Annotated in this window: 16 protein-coding genes; 8 read left to right on the top strand and 8 right to left on the bottom strand. The window is 69.7% G+C overall.

All coding sequences use genetic code 11. The features are described from left to right. Positions 1 to 20: 20 nt before the first annotated feature. Positions 21 to 962 carry a proteasome assembly chaperone family protein gene (locus WFJ97_RS01865; protein ID WP_336640292.1) on the bottom strand — a complete coding sequence of 314 codons (942 nt, stop codon included), beginning with the start codon at positions 960 to 962 and terminating at the stop codon, positions 21 to 23. A gap of 114 nt (positions 963 to 1076) precedes the next feature. Here WFJ97_RS01865 and WFJ97_RS01860 point away from each other — a divergent pair, with 114 nt between their 5' ends. The 3 genes from WFJ97_RS01860 (at position 1077) to sucB (ending at position 5748) form a co-directional block, all read left to right on the top strand. Next, positions 1077 to 2549, top strand: a complete 1473-nt coding sequence (locus tag WFJ97_RS01860; protein ID WP_336640291.1) for a leucyl aminopeptidase — start codon at positions 1077 to 1079, stop codon at positions 2547 to 2549. Position 2550: 1 nt separating this feature from the next. Beyond that, a complete protein-coding gene (gene lpdA, locus WFJ97_RS01855) occupies positions 2551 to 3924 on the top strand; it encodes a dihydrolipoyl dehydrogenase (protein WP_336640290.1) in 1374 nt (457 codons plus the stop codon). 69 nt (positions 3925 to 3993) lie between these two features. Further along, the gene (gene sucB / locus WFJ97_RS01850) at positions 3994 to 5748 is read left to right on the top strand and encodes a 2-oxoglutarate dehydrogenase, E2 component, dihydrolipoamide succinyltransferase (RefSeq protein ID WP_336640289.1); all 1755 of its coding nucleotides are present in this window, start codon (positions 3994 to 3996) and stop codon (positions 5746 to 5748) included. 11 nt (positions 5749 to 5759) lie between these two features. Here sucB and WFJ97_RS01845 read toward each other — a convergent pair whose 3' ends face one another. Then, positions 5760 to 7232 (bottom strand): hypothetical protein, encoded by a 1473-nt coding sequence (locus WFJ97_RS01845; RefSeq protein WP_336640288.1) that lies wholly within the window; start codon positions 7230 to 7232, stop codon positions 5760 to 5762. Between the two features lie 169 nt (positions 7233 to 7401). Between WFJ97_RS01845 and WFJ97_RS01840 the strand changes: the two genes are divergently transcribed. Next, the gene (locus WFJ97_RS01840; protein ID WP_247622354.1) at positions 7402 to 8109 is read left to right on the top strand and encodes a DUF4191 family protein; all 708 of its coding nucleotides are present in this window, start codon (positions 7402 to 7404) and stop codon (positions 8107 to 8109) included. 62 nt (positions 8110 to 8171) lie between these two features. Here the strand turns inward: WFJ97_RS01840 and WFJ97_RS01835 are convergent, their stop codons facing one another. Next, a complete protein-coding gene (locus WFJ97_RS01835; RefSeq protein WP_247622353.1) occupies positions 8172 to 9359 on the bottom strand; it encodes a RimK family alpha-L-glutamate ligase in 1188 nt (395 codons plus the stop codon). Between the two features lie 25 nt (positions 9360 to 9384). Here WFJ97_RS01835 and WFJ97_RS01830 point away from each other — a divergent pair, with 25 nt between their 5' ends. Continuing rightward, positions 9385 to 9864, top strand: coding sequence for an ATP-dependent zinc protease family protein (locus WFJ97_RS01830; RefSeq protein ID WP_336640287.1), 480 nt, complete (start codon positions 9385 to 9387; stop codon positions 9862 to 9864). A gap of 4 nt (positions 9865 to 9868) precedes the next feature. Here WFJ97_RS01830 and WFJ97_RS01825 read toward each other — a convergent pair whose 3' ends face one another. Further along, positions 9869 to 10300 carry an RDD family protein gene (locus WFJ97_RS01825; protein WP_247622351.1) on the bottom strand — a complete coding sequence of 144 codons (432 nt, stop codon included), beginning with the start codon at positions 10298 to 10300 and terminating at the stop codon, positions 9869 to 9871. A gap of 143 nt (positions 10301 to 10443) precedes the next feature. Between WFJ97_RS01825 and glnA the strand changes: the two genes are divergently transcribed. Beyond that, on the top strand, positions 10444 to 11868 hold the full coding sequence (glnA, locus tag WFJ97_RS01820) for a type I glutamate--ammonia ligase (RefSeq protein WP_247622350.1): 1425 nt from the start codon (positions 10444 to 10446) through the stop codon (positions 11866 to 11868). A gap of 66 nt (positions 11869 to 11934) precedes the next feature. On the opposite strand, the gene glsA is transcribed toward glnA, so the two are convergent. From glsA to WFJ97_RS01800, 4 genes are read right to left on the bottom strand one after another with little or no spacing between them, the layout of a single operon-like run. Beyond that, positions 11935 to 12873 carry a glutaminase A gene (glsA, locus tag WFJ97_RS01815; protein ID WP_336640286.1) on the bottom strand — a complete coding sequence of 313 codons (939 nt, stop codon included), beginning with the start codon at positions 12871 to 12873 and terminating at the stop codon, positions 11935 to 11937. Positions 12874 to 12906: 33 nt separating this feature from the next. Beyond that, positions 12907 to 13245, bottom strand: a complete 339-nt coding sequence (locus WFJ97_RS01810; protein ID WP_336640285.1) for a YciI family protein — start codon at positions 13243 to 13245, stop codon at positions 12907 to 12909. A 42-nt stretch (positions 13246 to 13287) separates the two neighbouring features. Then, complete coding sequence (locus WFJ97_RS01805) at positions 13288 to 13983, bottom strand: ABC transporter ATP-binding protein (protein WP_336640284.1); 696 nt, start codon at positions 13981 to 13983, stop codon at positions 13288 to 13290. Beyond that, entirely contained in the window at positions 13980 to 15047 is a 1068-nt protein-coding gene (locus tag WFJ97_RS01800) for an ABC transporter permease (RefSeq protein ID WP_336640283.1), read from the bottom strand. Before WFJ97_RS01800 ends, WFJ97_RS01805 begins: the two co-directional genes overlap by 4 nt. A gap of 163 nt (positions 15048 to 15210) precedes the next feature. Here WFJ97_RS01800 and WFJ97_RS01795 point away from each other — a divergent pair, with 163 nt between their 5' ends. Further along, positions 15211 to 16392 (top strand): sensor histidine kinase, encoded by a 1182-nt coding sequence (locus WFJ97_RS01795; RefSeq protein WP_336640282.1) that lies wholly within the window; start codon positions 15211 to 15213, stop codon positions 16390 to 16392. Next, complete coding sequence (locus tag WFJ97_RS01790; protein WP_336640281.1) at positions 16389 to 17015, top strand: response regulator transcription factor; 627 nt, start codon at positions 16389 to 16391, stop codon at positions 17013 to 17015. Before WFJ97_RS01795 ends, WFJ97_RS01790 begins: the two co-directional genes overlap by 4 nt. Positions 17016 to 17109: the final 94 nt, after the last annotated feature.

Here is a 17109-nt window from a genome sequence, read left to right as displayed (position 1 = left end):
CGAGATCGTCGCGTCGAACGTCACCCGCGCCCCGACTTGTCGTCGTCTCCCGACGGCCGAGAGGCGAGGTAGCGCTCGAGTTCGGCGGCGAGCTCGTCGGCGCTGGGGAGGTCGCGCTCGTTGAAGCCGCCCTCGTCGTAGCTGCCGTCCTCGGGGTTGCGGCCGGCCATGTAGGCGTCGTAGCGACGCTCGAGGTTGTGCACCATCTGCTGCAGTTCCTCGTTGCCGATCACCTGCTCGTCGATCTTGGCGAGGTAGTCCTCGCGGCGTTCCTGGATCTCGTCGAGCATGAGCACGAGCCCGGTCGACGCCATGAGCTTCTCGGCCGCCGCGATCACGGCGTTCGGGTTCTCGGTCTCGGCGAGGTAGTGCGGCACGAGCAGCACGAACCCGACGGCGCGATCGCCGCGCTCCGCGAAACGGAACTCCAGGAGGTGGCCGGCCGTCGCCGGCACCTGGGTGCGCGGGCGCCACACCGAGTGCACGACGCTGAGGTCGCGACGGTTGCCGCTGACGGTGGTTCCGATCGGGCGCGTGTGCGGCACCGGCATCGCGATCGAGTGCACCCAGTTCAGTCCGGAGACCTCGAACTCGGTGGCGAGATCGAGCACCGTGCGGGCGAAGGCGTTCCACGCGAAGTCGGGCTCGTACCCGGCGAGCAGCAGGAACGGCTGCCCGAGGGCGTCGGTCGCGAGGGAGAGCTCGAGCGTGGCGGGGCGGAACTGCGTCAGGTGATCCTGATCGAACGAGATCACCGGACGGCGGGCGCGGTAGTCGAGCAGCACGTCGTTGTCGAACACCACGACGGGCTGCGGGTCGGCGGTCTCGCGGAGGTGCTCGATGAGTCCGGAGACCGCGTTGCCCGCATCGGTGAAGCCGGTCAGCAGCATGACCAGCGGAAGTCCGGGCGGCACCGCCGGAGCGTTCGCGACTCGTTCGTGGATCTCACCGGAGAAGGGCATTCCTCCATGCTACGAGCACGGCGGCGCGCAGGGGCTGGCGGGGTCTTGCTGAGAGCGAACACACGCCCGCCCGTCCGCGCCCGCGCCGCCTGCGGCTTGCCTAGGATGGAGGACATGACGCTTCCCGTGCTCTCGCACACCCCCGATCAGTTCCCCGGAAGCGCTGCCGATGCCGCAGTGCTCGTCGTGCCCGATCTCGCCGATGCGGCGACGTCGCTCGAGTCGTATCCCGGACTCGCCGAGGCCCTCGCGGCGGTGGGCTTCACCGGTTCGGCGTCCGCCTTCGTACGGGTGCACGCCCCCGAGGTGACGAGCCTGCCGTTCGCCGTGGTCGGCATCGGAGCCACCCCGTCGGCCGAAGCCGTGCGGAACGCCGCGGGCGCCGCCCTGCGTTCGCTGACCGGGTTCGAAACGGTCTCGCTGGCGCTGGCACCCGGCCTGGAGGAGTACGCCGAGGCGGCGGCGGAAGGCGCCGTTCTGGGCGGCCACCGCTTCGACGGCTACCGCTCCAAGAAGCCCGCCGTCCGGGCCTCCGCCGTCGTCCTGCACGGTGCGCTCGACGACGCGTCGGTCGCCCGGATCCAGGCCACGGGCGATGCCGTGGCGCTGGTCAAGGATCTCGTGAACGTCCCGGCCGAGTGGCAGAGCCCGGCCGATCTCGCCCAGAGCGCGGTCGACAGCGTCGCCGACCTCGACGTCACCGTCGAGGTCCTCGACGAGTCGGCTCTGACGGAGCAGGGCTACGGCGGCATCCTGGGCGTCGGACAGGGGTCCGACCGCCCGCCGCGCCTCGTGCGCCTCGACTACTCCCCCGCCGGCGCGACGCAGCACATCGCCCTGGTCGGCAAGGGCATCACCTTCGACACGGGCGGCCTCTCGCTGAAGCCCGCGGCATCGATGGTCGGGATGAAGTTCGACATGGCGGGTGCCGCCACCAGCCTCGCGGCGCTCCGCGCGATCGCGACGCTGGAGCTCTCCGTGCGGGTCACCGCGTGGCTCTGCATCGCCGACAACATGCCCTCCGGCCGGGCGACGCGCCCCGGTGACGTGCTGCGGATGCTCGACGGCACCACGGTCGAGGTGCTCAACACGGACGCCGAGGGACGCCTCGTCATGGCCGACGGGCTCGTTGCCGCGAGCCGGGAGAACCCCGACGTGATCATCGACGTCGCCACCCTCACCGGTGCGATCGTCATGGCTCTCGGGCACCGCCACACCGGCGTCATGGGCGACGACGACGCCGTGACCCGATTCCTCGCGGCGGCCGAGTCCGTCGACGAGCCGGCCTGGCGGATGCCGCTGCCGGACTACATGGAGGATTCCCTCGACTCGCCCATCGCCGATCTCATCAATGCGAACATGAGCGACCGCGCGGCGGGCGCCTCGTTCGCGGGGCTGTTCCTCCGTCGATTTGTCGGACGCGTCTCCGACGATGCGGACGCTCCGCGCATCCCCTGGGTGCACCTCGACATCGCCGGTTCCGGCGAGAACGGCAGCGCGCCGTTCGGATTCACCGAGAAGGGCCCGACCGGGGCGATGGTCCGGTCGATCGTCGCCTTCGCGGCCGCATCGGCACAGGAGGCCTGACATGACGACGCACACCTTCGACATCGTGGTCCTGGGCGGCGGCAGCGGCGGCTATGCGGCCGCGCTGCGCGCGAGCGAGCTCGGCAAGTCCGTCGCCCTGATCGAGAAGGACAAGGTCGGCGGCACCTGCCTGCACCGCGGATGCATCCCGACCAAGGCGCTGCTGCACGCCGCCGAGGTCGCGGAGCACGTGCGCGACGCGGCCGCAGTCGGTGTGACGGCGTCGTTCGACGGAATCGACACCGCGGGCGTCCGCGCCTACCGTGAAGGCATCGTCGCGAAGAAGTTCAAGGGCCTCGAAGGCCTCGTCAAGGCCCGGGGCATCACGACCGTGGCGGGCGCGGGGCGCCTGAACGCCGATCGCAGCGTGAGCGTCGGGGACGATGTCTACGTCGGCGCTGACGTCGTTCTCGCGACGGGCTCGTACAGCCGCACGCTCCCCGGGCTCGAGATCGGCGGGCGCATCCTCACGAGCGAGCACGCACTCGCCCTCGACGAGGTTCCGAAGAGCGTTCTCATTCTCGGCGGTGGCGTCATCGGCGTCGAGTTCGCGAGCGTGTGGCGCTCGTTCGGCGCCGACGTGACCATCATCGAAGCTCTGCCCCATCTCGTCCCGAACGAGGACATCGCGATGAGCAAGGGCCTCGAGCGCGCCTTCCGGCGCCGCGGGATCCAGTACTCGCTCGGCATCCGCTTCCAGACCGCGACCCAGGACGACGCCTCCGTGACCGTGACCCTCGAGGACGGCAAGGAGTTCACCGCGGACTACCTGCTCGTTGCGGTCGGCCGAGGCCCGGTGACCGCCGATCTCGGCTTCGAAGAAGCCGGTGTGGTGCTCGACCGCGGATTCGTCACCGTCGACAACGACCTGCGCACCGGCGTTCCGGGGGTGTGGGCCGTCGGCGACATCGTGCCGGGCCTGCAGCTCGCGCACCGCGGATTCCAGCAGGGAATCGCGGTCGCGGAGCGGATCGCGGGCCTGTCACCCGTGAACGTCCCCGACAGCCAGATCCCCAAGGTCACCTACTCCAGCCCCGAGGTCGCCTCGGTGGGCGTGACGGAGGAGGCCGCGATCGCCGAGCACGGTGCGGATGGGATCGTCTCGTACGAGTACAACCTCGCCGGCAACGGCAAGAGCGAGATCATCGGCACCGGTGGCCTGGTCAAGGTCGTGCGCCGAAAGGACGGGCCCGTCCTCGGCGTGCACCTGCTGGGAGATCGCGTCGGCGAGCTGATCACCGAGGGCCAGCTGGCCGTCGCGTGGGAGGCCCACCCCGAGGACATCGCACCCCTCATCCACGCGCATCCGACGCAGAGCGAAGCGCTCGGAGAAGCCTTCCTCGCCCTCGCGGGCAAACCCCTGCACGCCCTCTGAACACCAACCGGTGCCCAGGGTCACTAAGCTAGACAAGCGTTTGAACAACTTTCTGAAGGAGACTCCGTCATGAGCACATCCGTTATCCTCCCCCCGCTCGGAGAGAGCGTTACAGAGGGTACGGTCACCCGCTGGCTCAAGCAGGTGGGTGACACTGTGCAGGCGGACGAGGGCCTGCTCGAGATCTCGACCGACAAGGTCGACACCGAGATCCCCTCGCCGGTCACCGGCGTGATCGAGGAGATCCTGGTCGCCGAGGACGAGACCGTCGAGGTCGGCGCCCTGCTCGCCCGCATCGGTGACGGCAGCGCGTCCGCACCGGCGGCCGACGCCCCCGAAGCCGCAGCTCCCGCTGCCGAGGCCGCTCCGGCCGAGGCCGCCGCTCCCGCCGCGGAGGCCGCTCCGGCCGCGGAGGCCGCTCCGGCCGCAGAGGCCGCTCCCGCCGCCGCTGCTCCGGCCGGTGACGCCAAGGACATCGTCCTGCCCGAACTCGGCGAGAGCGTGACCGAGGGCACCGTCACCCGCTGGCTGAAGCAGGTCGGCGACGAGGTCGCCGTCGATGAGGCCCTGCTCGAGATCTCGACCGACAAGGTCGACACCGAGATCCCGTCGCCCGTCGCCGGTGTTCTGCAGGAGATCCTCGCCGCAGAGGACGAGACGATCTCCGTCGGTGCCGTGCTCGCCCGCATCGGATCGGGCGCCGCTCCCACCGCTGCGCCGGCCGCACCCGAGGCCGCTGCCCCCGCACCCGCACCCGCACCCGAGGCCGCCGCCCCGGCGCCCGCGGCTGCACCGGCACCGGCCGCTGCCCCCGCACCTGCTGCCGCTCCGGCACCTGCTGCCGCTCCGGCACCGGCTGCCGCTCCGGCACCGGCTGCCGCTCCGGCACCGGCTGCGGCCCCGGCTCCGGCCGCCGAGAACGACAACCTGTACGTCACCCCGCTGGTGCGCCGCCTGGCTTCGCAGCAGGGTGTCGACCTCGCCTCCGTGACCGGCACCGGCGTCGGCGGACGTATCCGCAAGGAAGACGTGCTGAAGGCCGCCGAGTCGGTCGGCTCCGCTCCGGCCGCCGCGGCTCCCGCCGCACCCGCTCCTCTGGAGGTGTCGCCGCTGCGCGGCACGACCCAGCCCATGTCGCGCCTGCGCAAGGTGCTGGCGGAGCGCGCTGTCGCCTCGATGCAGCAGACGGCGCAGCTGACCACCGTCGTGGAGGTCGACGTCACGGCTCTCGCGGATTACCGCGACAGCGTGAAGGCGTCGTTCCTGCAGAAGACCGGTGACAAGCTCTCGTTCCTGCCGTTCTTCGCTCTGGCCGCCGCTGAGGCGCTGCGCGCCTTCCCGATCGTGAACTCCACGGTCGACGGCGACCAGATCGTGTACCCGGCGACCGAGAACCTCTCGATCGCCGTCGACACCGAGCGTGGCCTGCTGACCCCGGTTCTGCGCGACGCCGCGTCGAAGAACATCGCGGAGATCGCGCACGAGATCGCCGATCTCGCCGCCCGCACGCGCGACAACAAGCTGAAGCCCGACGAGCTCGCCGGCGGCACGTTCACGCTGACGAACACCGGTTCGCGCGGCGCGCTCTTCGACACCCCCGTCGTCTTCCTGCCGCAGTCGGCGATCCTCGGAACGGGAACGGTCGTCAAGCGCCCCGGCCTGGTCAAGGTCGGCGGTTCGGACGCGATCGCGATCCGCTCGTACGTGTACCTCGCGCTCTCGTACGACCACCGCATCATCGATGGCGCGGACGCAGCCCGCTTCCTCGGTGCGGTGAAGGCCCGCCTCGAGTCGGCGCAGTTCGCCGCTCAGCTCGGAGCCTGACGACCGACGCCTCATGATGGCTGGTCCGCGACGTCGTACACGTCGCGGACCAGCCATTTCTCATTCATCCGCACGAGGACGAGAATGCGCGGTGCCGCCGGAGACTCCGCACGGATCACCGCGACGTCACCGTACTCGTCGACGGGAGAGATGGCGGGTTCGGTGCCGGCGATCTCGCCCAGCTCCACGACATCGACCGTCGATCCCTCGGCGATCACGTCCGGACACGATGAGGCCCCGGCTTCGGCGCAGGAGGCTGCTCCGATGAGCAGCGATGCAGCCGCCGTAACCGCCGTCTCGTCGGACGCGGGGGTAGTCGTTCCGAGATCCTCGGCCGCCGGCGTCGGGCTCGGAGACCCCGCCGTCTCGTCTGCGGTCGCCGGCTCCGTGGCCGTCGCGCTCTCGGACGCCGTCCGAGACGGAGCGCCGTGCCCTTCGGCAGCCTCCCCCGACTCGCCGCCGGGCCACAGCAGGCCGCCCGCCAGCACCGCGACCGCCGCCGCAGCGGCGATCAGAAGGCTCCGACGACGTGAGCGGGGCCCGACCCGCTCGTCGGTTCGATTCCGTGTGCCACTCGCTGACGGAGAGGCCGAGCGTCCGGCCAAGGACTGCGGGTCCCGATCCGGTAGCGCACGAGCGACGCGCCGCACCGCCTCCGCGACGCTCCCCCGGAGCGCTCCGAGCGCCTCACCGACGAGGCTGGGCCGCTCCGCCCTTCTCGCCCGACGCGACTCCACCGATCCGGTCCACGCGATTCCTCGGCGCCCCAGTGCCTGCCGCTCGCTCGGACGGGCGTTCGCCGCTCGGGCGACGTCTCGCGCGCGCTCGGGCGTGAGCACGTCGCACCGCAACGGGCGCGGTGACGCGATCTGCAGGAGAGCCTCCTCCCACTCCTCGATCCGACGTTGTGGTACGCGTGGCTGCGCCTCACCCAGATGCAGCCCCATCTGCACCTGGGCGAGGACGCGCCCCATTCCCCTGTCGCGGCACCCCTCCGCGACGAGCTCGACCACACGCGCCGCGCCCGCGCACGCGGCCTCCCCCTCCTCGACGACGAACACGGGGCGTCCCTCCCCGGTGACCCACCAGGTGCCGCTCTCGCGTGCCCCCGGCTCCCCGAGTTCGTCGATCCCCCGCAGCACGCTCGCCACGAGCGTGCTGCACTCCCCCAGCGACAGATGCTCGTCGACGACGTGTCGACGCGCGAGAAGGCTCGTCACCCTCTCGGTGCACCACGGCAGCAGCACGTCGTGCCCGTCGCGACGCCGCACGACGTCGAGCGGTGCGGCGACGTGCTCGGCGCCGGCGAAAGCCCAGCCGGCCCATCCCGCCAGCGCCCCGGCATCCACCTGCACCGCCACGCCCTCCCCGCGGGTGACGAGCAGACCGCCGAACGGAGTCTCCGCCGCGTCGAGCGAGCGGACGACCCGGTGCGCATCCGGCACGAGCGGTGGCGTCGGGGTGCCGGCTGCGTCATCTGTCATGTCCCCATGACAGCGCACTGCCAGGGGCACGACAGCGGGAAACGGGCTGATGGGGATGGATCCGCACGATCCGTGCTCTGTGCAGGAGCGGTCGACGCCCTGACGATCGCGCTCCGCTCGGCGCGAACGACGGCATCAGCGGCACCGGGGACTCGGTAGGCTTGTCCCTATGGCAAAGACTCCCGAACCCGAGAAGCGTCCTGGGTTCTTCTCCCAGATCAAGTCCCTCTTCAGGTTCACGAAGGAGGCGTACCCCTGGCTGCCCTGGGCGCAGCTCGCGATCCTCATCGGCGGCATCCTCATCGGACTCGTCGTCGGGTACCTGATCCCCCCGCTGCAGTGGTGGACTCTTCTGCTCTGGGGCATCACCGGACTCATGCTCGGCGTCCTCGCCGCGATGTTCCTCATGACGCGCCTGTCGACCTCGGCGATGTACACGAAGATCGACGGCATGCCCGGCGCCACCGGCCACGTCATCAGCACCAGCCTCGGACGCCGCTGGCAGGCATCCGACACCCCGGTCGGCATCAACCCCAAGACCCAGGAGGCCGTCTACCGCGCGGTCGGCCGCGGCGGCATCGTCGTCGTCGGCGAGGGTGCGCGCGGACGCCTCACCCGTCTGATCAACGAGGAGCGCAGCAAGGCCCAGCGCGTCGCCAACGGCGTGCCCGTCACGGTGCTCTACGTCGGACACGGCGATGACGAGGTCGCGATCTCCGACCTCGCCAAGACGATCAAGAAGATCCCGAAGGCGATCGACAAGGCCACGATGGCCGCCGTCATCCGCCGCATCGAGTCGGTGTCGCAGTCGCTGTCGTCGCTGCCGATCCCGAAGGGGATCGACCCGACCAAGGTACGCGCCCAGCGTCCGCGCTGAGCGCCGACGGCCGAAGAAAGACGAAGCGCGGCCGTTCCCCTCGGGGGACGGCCGCGCTTCTCTCATTCCGAGAGGGGCTGGCGAGGCAGGCGCCGCACCTTGGCGCGCCGGCGGCGACGCTCGGGCACCATCGAGCGCATCTCGTCGAGCTTCCCGAAGCAGAACAGCCGGTCATCGGCCTCGAGCACGACGTGCTTGCGCGGGTTGGGGATCACCGTCACCCCGCGGTGCAGCGTCAGCACGGTGATGTCGCGTTCCCACAGGCCCGCCTCGCCGAGCGTCTTGCCCACGAGGTCGACGGCACCGTGCACCATGAGCTCGGCGACGCCGTACCCGGTCGAGACCGTGAGGCGCTGACGCACATCGATCTCGGGGAACGCGACCTGTCCGGCGATGTAGTCGATGATCGCTCCCGCGACGTCGAGCTTGGTCGCCGTCTCGATGCCCTGGAGACCCGGCGAGGAGTTCACCTCCATCACGAGAGGGCCGTCATCACCCTCGAGCATGTCGACGCCGGCGACGCGCAGGCCCATGATCTGAGCGGACCGGACGGCGGCGCGCTCGTACACCGGATCGAGCTCGACCGCCTCGACCGATCCGCCACGGTGCACGTTCGATCGGAACTCGTCGCCGGCCGCCGAACGGCGCATCGCCGCGACGACGCGATCGCCGACGACGAGCGCGCGGATGTCGCGGCCCCGGCTCTCGGCGATGAACTTCTGGATCAGCACGTTCTGCTTCGTGGAGTGCAGCGTTTCGATGATCGCCTCCGCCACCTTGACCTGCGGGGCGAGGATCACGCCGATCCCCTGCGTGCCCTCCAGGAGCTTGATGACGACGGGAGCCCCGCCGACGCGCTCGATGGCCGGGCGCACGTCGGCGCGGTTGCGCACGAAGGCAGTGGGCGGCATGGCGATGTTGTGCCGCGACAGGATCTGGTTCGCGCGCAGCTTGTCTCGGGCGCTCGAGATTCCGTTGGCCGTGTTCGGGGTGTAGACGTCCATCTGCTCGAACTGTCGCACGACGGCGGTGCCGAAGTACGTGATCGAGTTGCCGATGCGGGGCAGGATCGCGTCGTAATCGCTGAGCTGACGCCCCCGATAGTGCAGGTCGGGTTCGTCCGCGGTGAGATCGATCGCGAAGCGCAACGTGTTCAGCACCTTGACGTTGTGCCCGCGCTGGAGCGCGGCGGCACGGAGGCGCTGGGTGGAGTACGCCTGGGGCGCACGGGAGAGCACTGCGAGCTTCACGAAGATTTCCTGCCAGGATGGTCGGGTGACGAAGACATCCCATTCAAACACTCTTACGGGGTGGCGAGAATGGGTGAGCCTGCCCGATCTCGGCGTGGACTGGATCAAGGCCAAGATCGACACCGGCGCGCGTACTTCATCGCTCCACGCGTTCGACATCCACGAGTTCGATCAGGACGGCGCGCCGTGGGTCAGATTCAAGGTGAAGCCCTGGCAGGACAGTCAGGCGGATGCCGTCGTCGTCGAGTCCCCCGTGCACGACCGTCGCGCGGTGCGCAGCTCCTCCGGCCACGCGCAGGAGCGCCTCGTGGTGGAGCTCCTCATCCGCCTCGTCGACCGCGAGGTGCTGGCGGAGGTCACGCTGAGCAACCGCGACGAGATGGGCTTCCGCATGCTCATCGGCCGGGAGGCGCTCCGACAGGGGTTCTCGGTCGACCCCGCGCGATCGTTCCTCGGGGGCCGGGCGCCACGTGACGCCCGTCGCCGGAACCGCGGCAGGATCTGACCGTTCAGGTGCGGATCAGCACCGTGCCCACGACCTTGTCGTGGAGTCCGCGCTGGTCGGCATCGAAGATCACCGCGGGGATCACGACGATGAGCAGCGCCGTGCGCACGATCGGTCGCCACAGGCCCACCCAGCCGCCGTCGAGGCGCACCACGCGCATCCCCAGGATGCGGTGCCCGGGGCTTCCTCCCGCCGTGGGGATGAAGAGGATCTGCAGCAGGGCGAACACGGCCATCGGGCCGAACTGGCTGAGTCCCGCCTCGGCGGGCAGGGCGAACTGGTCGAAACCGAGGAACGCGGTGGCGATGATCGTCGCCGCGACGTAATCGATCAGGAGCGCTCCGATGCGTCGTCCGAGGCGGCCGACGCTCCCCGTGCCCGACGCGGGCAGTCCGAGGCGTTCACCGGGGTAAGCGTTCACAGCATCCGTCACCATCCCAGCCTACCGAGGGCCGATATGCGCTCCGACCGGCGAGGCGCTGTAACACGCCCGAAACAAAGTCGATACCGTGGAGAAATCCCCCGACCGTACTCTGCGAGTGGCCCCGAAGCCATCGATCCGTCTTACAGGAGTCGTACATGTTCAAAGATTCGTCCGAGGTTCTGAGCTACATCAAGGAGAACGACGTCAAGTTCCTTGACATCCGTTTCACCGATCTCCCCGGTGTGCAGCAGCACTTCAACATTCCTGCATCGACGGTCGACGAAGCGTTCTTCACCGAGGGCCAGCTGTTCGACGGCTCCTCGATCCGCGGCTTCGCCAGCATCCACGAGTCCGACATGCAGCTCATCCCCGATGTCACCACCGCGTACATCGACCCCTTCCGCGAGGCGAGCACCCTCGTGATGATCTTCGACATCTACAACCCGCGCACGGGTGAGATCTACTCGAAGGACCCGCGCCAGGTCGCCAAGAAGGCCGAGAAGTACCTCGCCTCCACCGGCATCGCCGACACCGCGTTCTTCGCCCCCGAGGCCGAGTTCTACATCTTCGACGACGTGCGCTACTCCGTCACCGCCGGTGAGAGCTTCTACAAGGTCGACTCCGAAGAGGCCGCGTGGAACACCGGTCGCGAGGAAGAGGGCGGAAACCTCGCCAACAAGACCCCGTACAAGGGCGGCTACTTCCCCGTCAGCCCGGTCGACAAGACGGCCGACCTGCGCGACGACATCACGCTCAAGCTGATCGACGCCGGCTTCATCCTCGAGCGCTCGCACCACGAGGTGGGCACCGCAGGTCAGCAGGAGATCAACTACCGCTTCGACACGATGGTGCACGCGGCCGACGACATCCTGAAGTTCAAGTACATCGTCAAGAACACCGCCAACGAGTGGGGCAAGGTCGCGACCTTCATGCCCAAGCCGCTCTACGGCGACAACGGTTCCGGCATGCACACGCACCAGTCGCTGTGGAACGACGGCAAGCCGCTGTTCTACGACGAGGCGGGCTACGGCCAGCTCAGCGACATCGCGCGCTGGTACATCGGTGGCATCCTGGCGCACGCGCCGGCCCTGCTCGCCTTCACCAACCCGACGCTGAACAGCTACCACCGTCTGGTCAAGGGCTTCGAGGCGCCGGTCAACCTGGTCTACTCGGCGGGCAACCGCTCCGCCGCGATCCGCATCCCGATCACCGGCTCCAACCCCAAGGCCAAGCGCATCGAGTTCCGCGCGCCGGATGCCTCGGGTAACCCGTACCTGGCCTTCGCCGCGCAGCTCATGGCCGGCCTCGACGGCATCAAGAACCGCACCGAGCCGCACGAGCCCGTCGACAAGGACCTCTACGAGCTTCCGCCCGAGGAGGCCAAGGGCATCCCGCAGGTGCCGAACTCGCTGCTCGACTCGCTCGACGCTCTCGCGGCCGACCACCAGTTCCTCCTCGAGGGCGGCGTGTTCACCAAGGAGCTCATCGAGACCTGGATCTCGTACAAGTACGAGAACGAGATCCTCCCGATGGCGCAGCGCCCGCACCCGTTCGAATACGAGCTGTACTTCGGGGTCTGATCCCGGATCGAGAAGAGCGCCCCACCGGCTTCGGCCGGCGGGGCGCTCTTTCGTTCTGCAGCGGCGTCACCCGCGCGGCATCGCGAACGCGTGGAGGCCGAGCTCCCGGCTCAGGACCTCGCTCACGTGATGTCCGCGCACGCTGGTCCCCTGCTCGTCGAGTGGCGGACTCACCACGGCCGCTCCCAGAGCCGCCGGCGCCGCGAGGACGATCGCGCCGGACACGCTCGACTTCGCCGGCACACCGACCTGGCGCATCCACCTCCCCGATCCGTCGTACACGCCGCAGGTCGCCATGACCGAGATGACGTCGCGTGCCACGTCCGCCCCCACGACCTCGACGCCGGTGAGGGGGTTCCGCCCTCCGGCGGCGAGCGTGGCGCCCATGGCCGCCAGGTCGCGCGCGTCGACGAGAACGGCGCACGCGCGGGCGTAGACGGCGACCGCCTCGTCGGCGCCGACCTGCAGCGTGCCCTCCGAGCGCATCAGGTGAGCGAGCGCGTGATTGCGATCACCGAGCAGGTGCTCGCTCTCGGCGACGCTCTCGGAGACGCTCAGGTCACGACCCGCGAAAGCCGACAGTCCCGCGAGGATCCGTCGACTCCTGGCGGCGGCATCCGCGCCGTCCACCAGCGCCGAGGTGAGCAGCGCGCCGGCGTTGACCATCGGGTTGGGCGGGCGACCGGTGCCGCTCTCCAGCTTGATCGCGTCGAAGGCCTCCCCCGTCGGCTCGATGCCCAGACGATCGAGAGCCGCGGCTCCATGGTCCTGGAGCGCCAGGGCGAAGAGGAACGGCTTGACGGCGGATTGGATGCTGATCTGCACGTCGGCCTGAGCGGTCACCCTCGTCTCGCCGTCGAGCGTGACGAGCGCGATGCCCAGCAGATCGGGGTCGGCATCGGCGAGTTCCGGGATGCTGTCGTCGACGACGCCCCCTCGCTCGCGCAACGCCCGGTCGCGCACGCCGTCGAGATCGTAGGAGAGGGGATCGACCGCGGAGTTCATGGTCCCAGCCTGTCACGCCCGGGCCGAGGCTCGTCAGCTCGCCGGGTCGTACCCGAACTCCCGGAGCTCCTGAGGGCACCGGCATGCGTGCGCGACGCGCGCAGCCCAGTCGACGGCATCCGCTCGCGTGGGCAGCTCGAGGACGAGGAATCCTCCGGTGATCCGCGACCCGGGGTACGTCTCGTCGCTCACGGCACCGCGACCGGTCACGAGCACCGGAGCCACGTCCTCGTCGATCCCGCCGCCGAAGACGTAGACGCCCGCGGCCTTCGCCTCGTCGATCACGGCGTGCGAGGTCTCGACGACTTCCGGGAACTCCTCCTCCGTCAGATCCATCGCTTCGGCGGGGAAGGAGATCAGGTACTTGGTCATGCTCCGATGGTGCGTCGCGGGACGGGAGTGCGCAAGAGCCAGTCAGCGCGTGACCGCGGCCGGGTGATCGATACGTCCGTCGACGAGCTGGACCACGGAGTGCATCCGTGGCAGATGGACGAGATCGTGGGTGACGAGCAGCGTCGACGTGCGCCGCTCGTCGGTCAGACGCAGCAGCAGGTCGATGATGCTCGCGCCGCGCTCCTGGTCGAGTGCGCTGGTCGGTTCGTCGACGAGGAGCACGCTCGGTTCGTTCATCAGCGCACGCGCGATGTTCACGCGCTGACGCTGTCCTCCCGAGAGCTGGTGCGGGCGCTTGTCGAGGTGCTCTGCGAGGCCGACATCCCTGAGGAGCGATTCGGCACGTCGGGTCGCGGCCGCACGGCGTCGCCGCGGACGACCGCCACCGAGCTCGTTCATGACCACGAGTTGCTCGCGAGCGGTCAGGGACGGGAGGAGATTCGATTGCTGGAAGACGATCCCGATGGACGTGCGGCGCAGTTCAGACGCCCGATCTGCCGTCAGGGTCGTGGCATCGACGCCGTCGATCACGACACGACCGGAGTCCGGCCGGATCAGCGTGGCCGCGACCGCCAGCAGGCTCGACTTGCCCGAGCCGCTCGGCCCGGTGATCGCCGTCACCTCGCCCGGGGATGACGAGAGCGTGACCTGGTCGACGGCGGTGATGCGATCGCTTCCGTCGGGGAAGGTGAGGGTGATGTCTTCGAGGCGGATCATCGGTTGCTCCCGAGTGCGGTGAGGGGGTCGGCGGAGGTGACGGAACGGAGGGCGAACGCGGCGCCGGCGAGACCGAGAACGATCATGAGCACGGCCGGAAGCACGGTGGTGAGCGGACTCAGGAGGAACGGCAGCGCGGCACCCGCAAGACTCCCGAGGATCGACACGACGCCGATCCCGACGCCGATGCCCACCACGAGCACCAGCGCCGCCTGTCCGAGCGCATCGCGCACGAGCACCGAAGTGCGGGCGCCGAGGGCCTTCAGGATCGCGATGTCGGGTGTGCGCTGCATCGTCCACACGGTGAAGAACGCGCCGATGACCAGCGCCGAGATGCCGAAGAGCATCGCGACCATGAGGAGCAGGGACCCGATCTCCGAACGGAAGGCGCTCAGCGCCGTCAGAGAGCCGACGATGGTCGTGGATCGAGTGCCGATCCGGCTGTCCGCCGCGTCCCACTCGGGTGAACCGGTGACCGCGAGCACCGTGGCGAAGGCATCCGGATCACCGGTCGCTTCCGCGTACGCCTGCCAATCCGCGAGGGTCATCCGCACGACGGGCGTGTGACTGTACCAGTCGTCTCCCCCGATACCCACGACCGTGTACGCGGTGCCCGCGATCGTGACCGGGTCGCCGAGGTGCGCGCCGAGCTCGTCCGCTGCGGGACTCGAGAGCACGAGCTCTCCGGAGGCGACCGGCGACTGTGGTGCGAAGTCGGGCTGCACGCCGAAGACGGCGATCGATGCGACGGTGTCTTCCGACTCCGCTCTGGTCTGACTGATGCCGAGGGGGTGCACGGATTCGACACCGGCGGTGGATTCCCACTCGGATGCCTGCTCCGCGGTCACTCGTGACTCGGCGAAGCTCGGGCCGTCGTCGGCACCGGGATCGGCGAAGACCACGCGGTCCCCGGGGATGCCGACCACGGCGGAGATGTTCTGGACGGCGAGGCCGCCGGTCAGGCCACTGAGAAATCCGACCAGGACGGTGATGAGCGCGACGACGGTGCCGATCAGGACGAATCGTCCGCGGGCGAAGCGCAGGTCGCGGAGGGCGATGTACATGCGGGGTTCCTCTCCTGCCGTCGGAATGACGACGCTTCCACTCTCCTGTCTCGGTGGTCCGCGCTCATCGGCCGTGTGCATGGTCCTGACCGGCCGTTCGGTGGGGGACGGAATCGTCCTTTCGGACGATGCGGTGCGCACCCCGAAGCGTAGGATTCGAGGCATGGCCCACACCCCGCTCACGCCCGTCTTCACGGGGTTGCGGACGGGATTGCACCTCCTGTTCGTCGCGCTGTGCGGACTCGTCATCGTGCGGGCCTTCCTCGCTCCGACCTCGACGAGCATCCCCGCGATCGCCCTCACCGTCGCGCTTCTGGCGACATACGGGTGCGGGGCTGCGCTGGCTCGCTCGACCTCTCGCTCGAGCTGGCTCACGGGTGTGTGGCTCGCGGCGGTCAGCGTCGAATGGGTGCTCCTGGTCTTCCTCACCGCCGAGGCCGCGTATCTGGTCTTCCCGCTGTTCTTCCTCTACCTGCACGTGCTCGGGCGCCGATGGGGCACGCTCGCCCTGCTCCTGGCGACCGGGGTGGCGATCTGCACGCTCGGTCTTCACAGCGGCTGGACCGTCGGCGGGGTCGTGGGTCCCCTCGTCGGCGCCGGCGTCGCCCTGCTGATCGGCCTCGGCTACGAAGCCCTCGCTCAGGAGGCACGGCAGCGGGAAGATCTCATGCGCGAACTGCTCGCGACCCGCGACCGATTGGCGACCACCGAGCACGAGTCGGGAGTGCTGGCGGAGCGCGCACGTCTCGCACGGGAGATCCACGACACGCTCGCGCAGGGGCTGTCGAGCATCCAGATGCTGCTCCATGCCGCCGAGCGGACGGATCCGGAGCGCCCGGGGATCGAGCACATCCGCCTCGCCCGTGAGACCGCCGCGGACAACCTCGGCGAGGCGCGCCGCTTCATTCGCGAACTCGCTCCCCCGGACCTCGATGACCACGGTCTCGCGGGGGCCCTCCGCCGTCTGGCCGACGACCACTGGTCGACGCAGGGACTCGACGTCGACGTGCGCGTCTCGGAGGCGGTCGATCTCCCCATGCACGTGCAGACCGCGCTGCTGCGGATCGCCCAGGGAGCGATGTCGAACGTCGTGCAGCACGCCGATGCGCGCAGCGCGACGATCGCCCTCACCCTGAGTCCCGGCGACCTGGAGTTCGTGATCTCCGACGACGGCCGCGGGTTCGACGCCGGCCTGGACGCCGACCGCCCCGCCCGTTCGGACTCGTTCGGACTGCGCGCGACGCGCGAGCGCGTCGATCAGCTCGGCGGCACCCTCGACGTCCGTTCCCTTCCGGGTACGGGGACCACGCTGCGCGTCTCCTTGGCTCTCGAGGGCCGCGCATGATCCGCCTCCTGGTCGTCGACGACCATCCCATCGTCCGCGCCGGACTGGTCGCTCTGTTCGCCCTCGACGACGACATCGAGGTCATAGCGGAAGCCTCGACCCCCGACGAGGCCGTCGCCGTCGCGGAACGCGCGAACCCCGATGTCGTGCTCATGGATCTGCAGTTCGGCGCGGGAACGGCCGGATCCGGTGCCGGGGCCACGCGGAGGATCCGGGCACTCGACGCACCGCCCTACGTGCTCGTCCTCACGAACTACGACTCCGACGCCGACATCCTCGGAGCGGTGGAGGCGGGCGCGAGCGGCTACCTGCTGAAGGACGCGCCGCCGCATGAGCTCTCCGCGGCGGTCCGTGCGGCCGCGGCCGGGGAGAGCGCACTCGCGCCCGTGATCGCCACCCGGCTGCTGCAGCGGATGCGCGCCCCGAAGGCGAGCCTGAGCGCGCGCGAGATCCAGGTGCTCGAACTCGTCGAAGCCGGCCGCACCAACACCGAGATCGCGAGCGAGCTCTTCGTGAGTGAGACGACGGTCAAGTCGCATCTCGCGCACATCTACACGAAGCTCGACGCGACGTCGCGCACGGCCGCGGTATCGGAAGCCCGGCACCGCGGCATCCTGCGCTGACCCGCCATCTACAGGCACAGAACAGTGGCCTGCGCAAGCCCGCGTGTCCTTGCTTGACCCGGGTCGGACGCGGTGGTCAACTGAGAGGTCTGCA

Source organism: Microbacterium sp. USHLN272, from assembly GCF_037149655.1.
Classification (GTDB): domain Bacteria; phylum Actinomycetota; class Actinomycetes; order Actinomycetales; family Microbacteriaceae; genus Microbacterium; species Microbacterium galbinum.
Note: the sequence above shows the minus strand (reverse complement) of the source record. Positions and strands in the feature narration are given on the sequence as shown.

Coding starts and splice junctions, on each gene's coding strand:
- WFJ97_RS01840 (WP_247622354.1), top strand. CDS start 7,402: ATGGCAAAGACTCCCGAACCCGAGAAGCGTCCTGGGTTCTTCTCCCAG.
- sucB (WP_336640289.1), top strand. CDS start 3,994: ATGAGCACATCCGTTATCCTCCCCCCGCTCGGAGAGAGCGTTACAGAG.
- WFJ97_RS01795 (WP_336640282.1), top strand. CDS start 15,211: ATGGCCCACACCCCGCTCACGCCCGTCTTCACGGGGTTGCGGACGGGA.
- glsA (WP_336640286.1), bottom strand. CDS start 12,873: ATGAACTCCGCGGTCGATCCCCTCTCCTACGATCTCGACGGCGTGCGC.
- WFJ97_RS01865 (WP_336640292.1), bottom strand. CDS start 962: ATGCCCTTCTCCGGTGAGATCCACGAACGAGTCGCGAACGCTCCGGCG.
- WFJ97_RS01805 (WP_336640284.1), bottom strand. CDS start 13,983: ATGATCCGCCTCGAAGACATCACCCTCACCTTCCCCGACGGAAGCGAT.
- lpdA (WP_336640290.1), top strand. CDS start 2,551: ATGACGACGCACACCTTCGACATCGTGGTCCTGGGCGGCGGCAGCGGC.
- WFJ97_RS01800 (WP_336640283.1), bottom strand. CDS start 15,047: ATGTACATCGCCCTCCGCGACCTGCGCTTCGCCCGCGGACGATTCGTC.
- WFJ97_RS01790 (WP_336640281.1), top strand. CDS start 16,389: ATGATCCGCCTCCTGGTCGTCGACGACCATCCCATCGTCCGCGCCGGA.
- glnA (WP_247622350.1), top strand. CDS start 10,444: ATGTTCAAAGATTCGTCCGAGGTTCTGAGCTACATCAAGGAGAACGAC.
- WFJ97_RS01860 (WP_336640291.1), top strand. CDS start 1,077: ATGACGCTTCCCGTGCTCTCGCACACCCCCGATCAGTTCCCCGGAAGC.
- WFJ97_RS01810 (WP_336640285.1), bottom strand. CDS start 13,245: ATGACCAAGTACCTGATCTCCTTCCCCGCCGAAGCGATGGATCTGACG.
- WFJ97_RS01825 (WP_247622351.1), bottom strand. CDS start 10,300: ATGGTGACGGATGCTGTGAACGCTTACCCCGGTGAACGCCTCGGACTG.
- WFJ97_RS01845 (WP_336640288.1), bottom strand. CDS start 7,232: ATGACAGATGACGCAGCCGGCACCCCGACGCCACCGCTCGTGCCGGAT.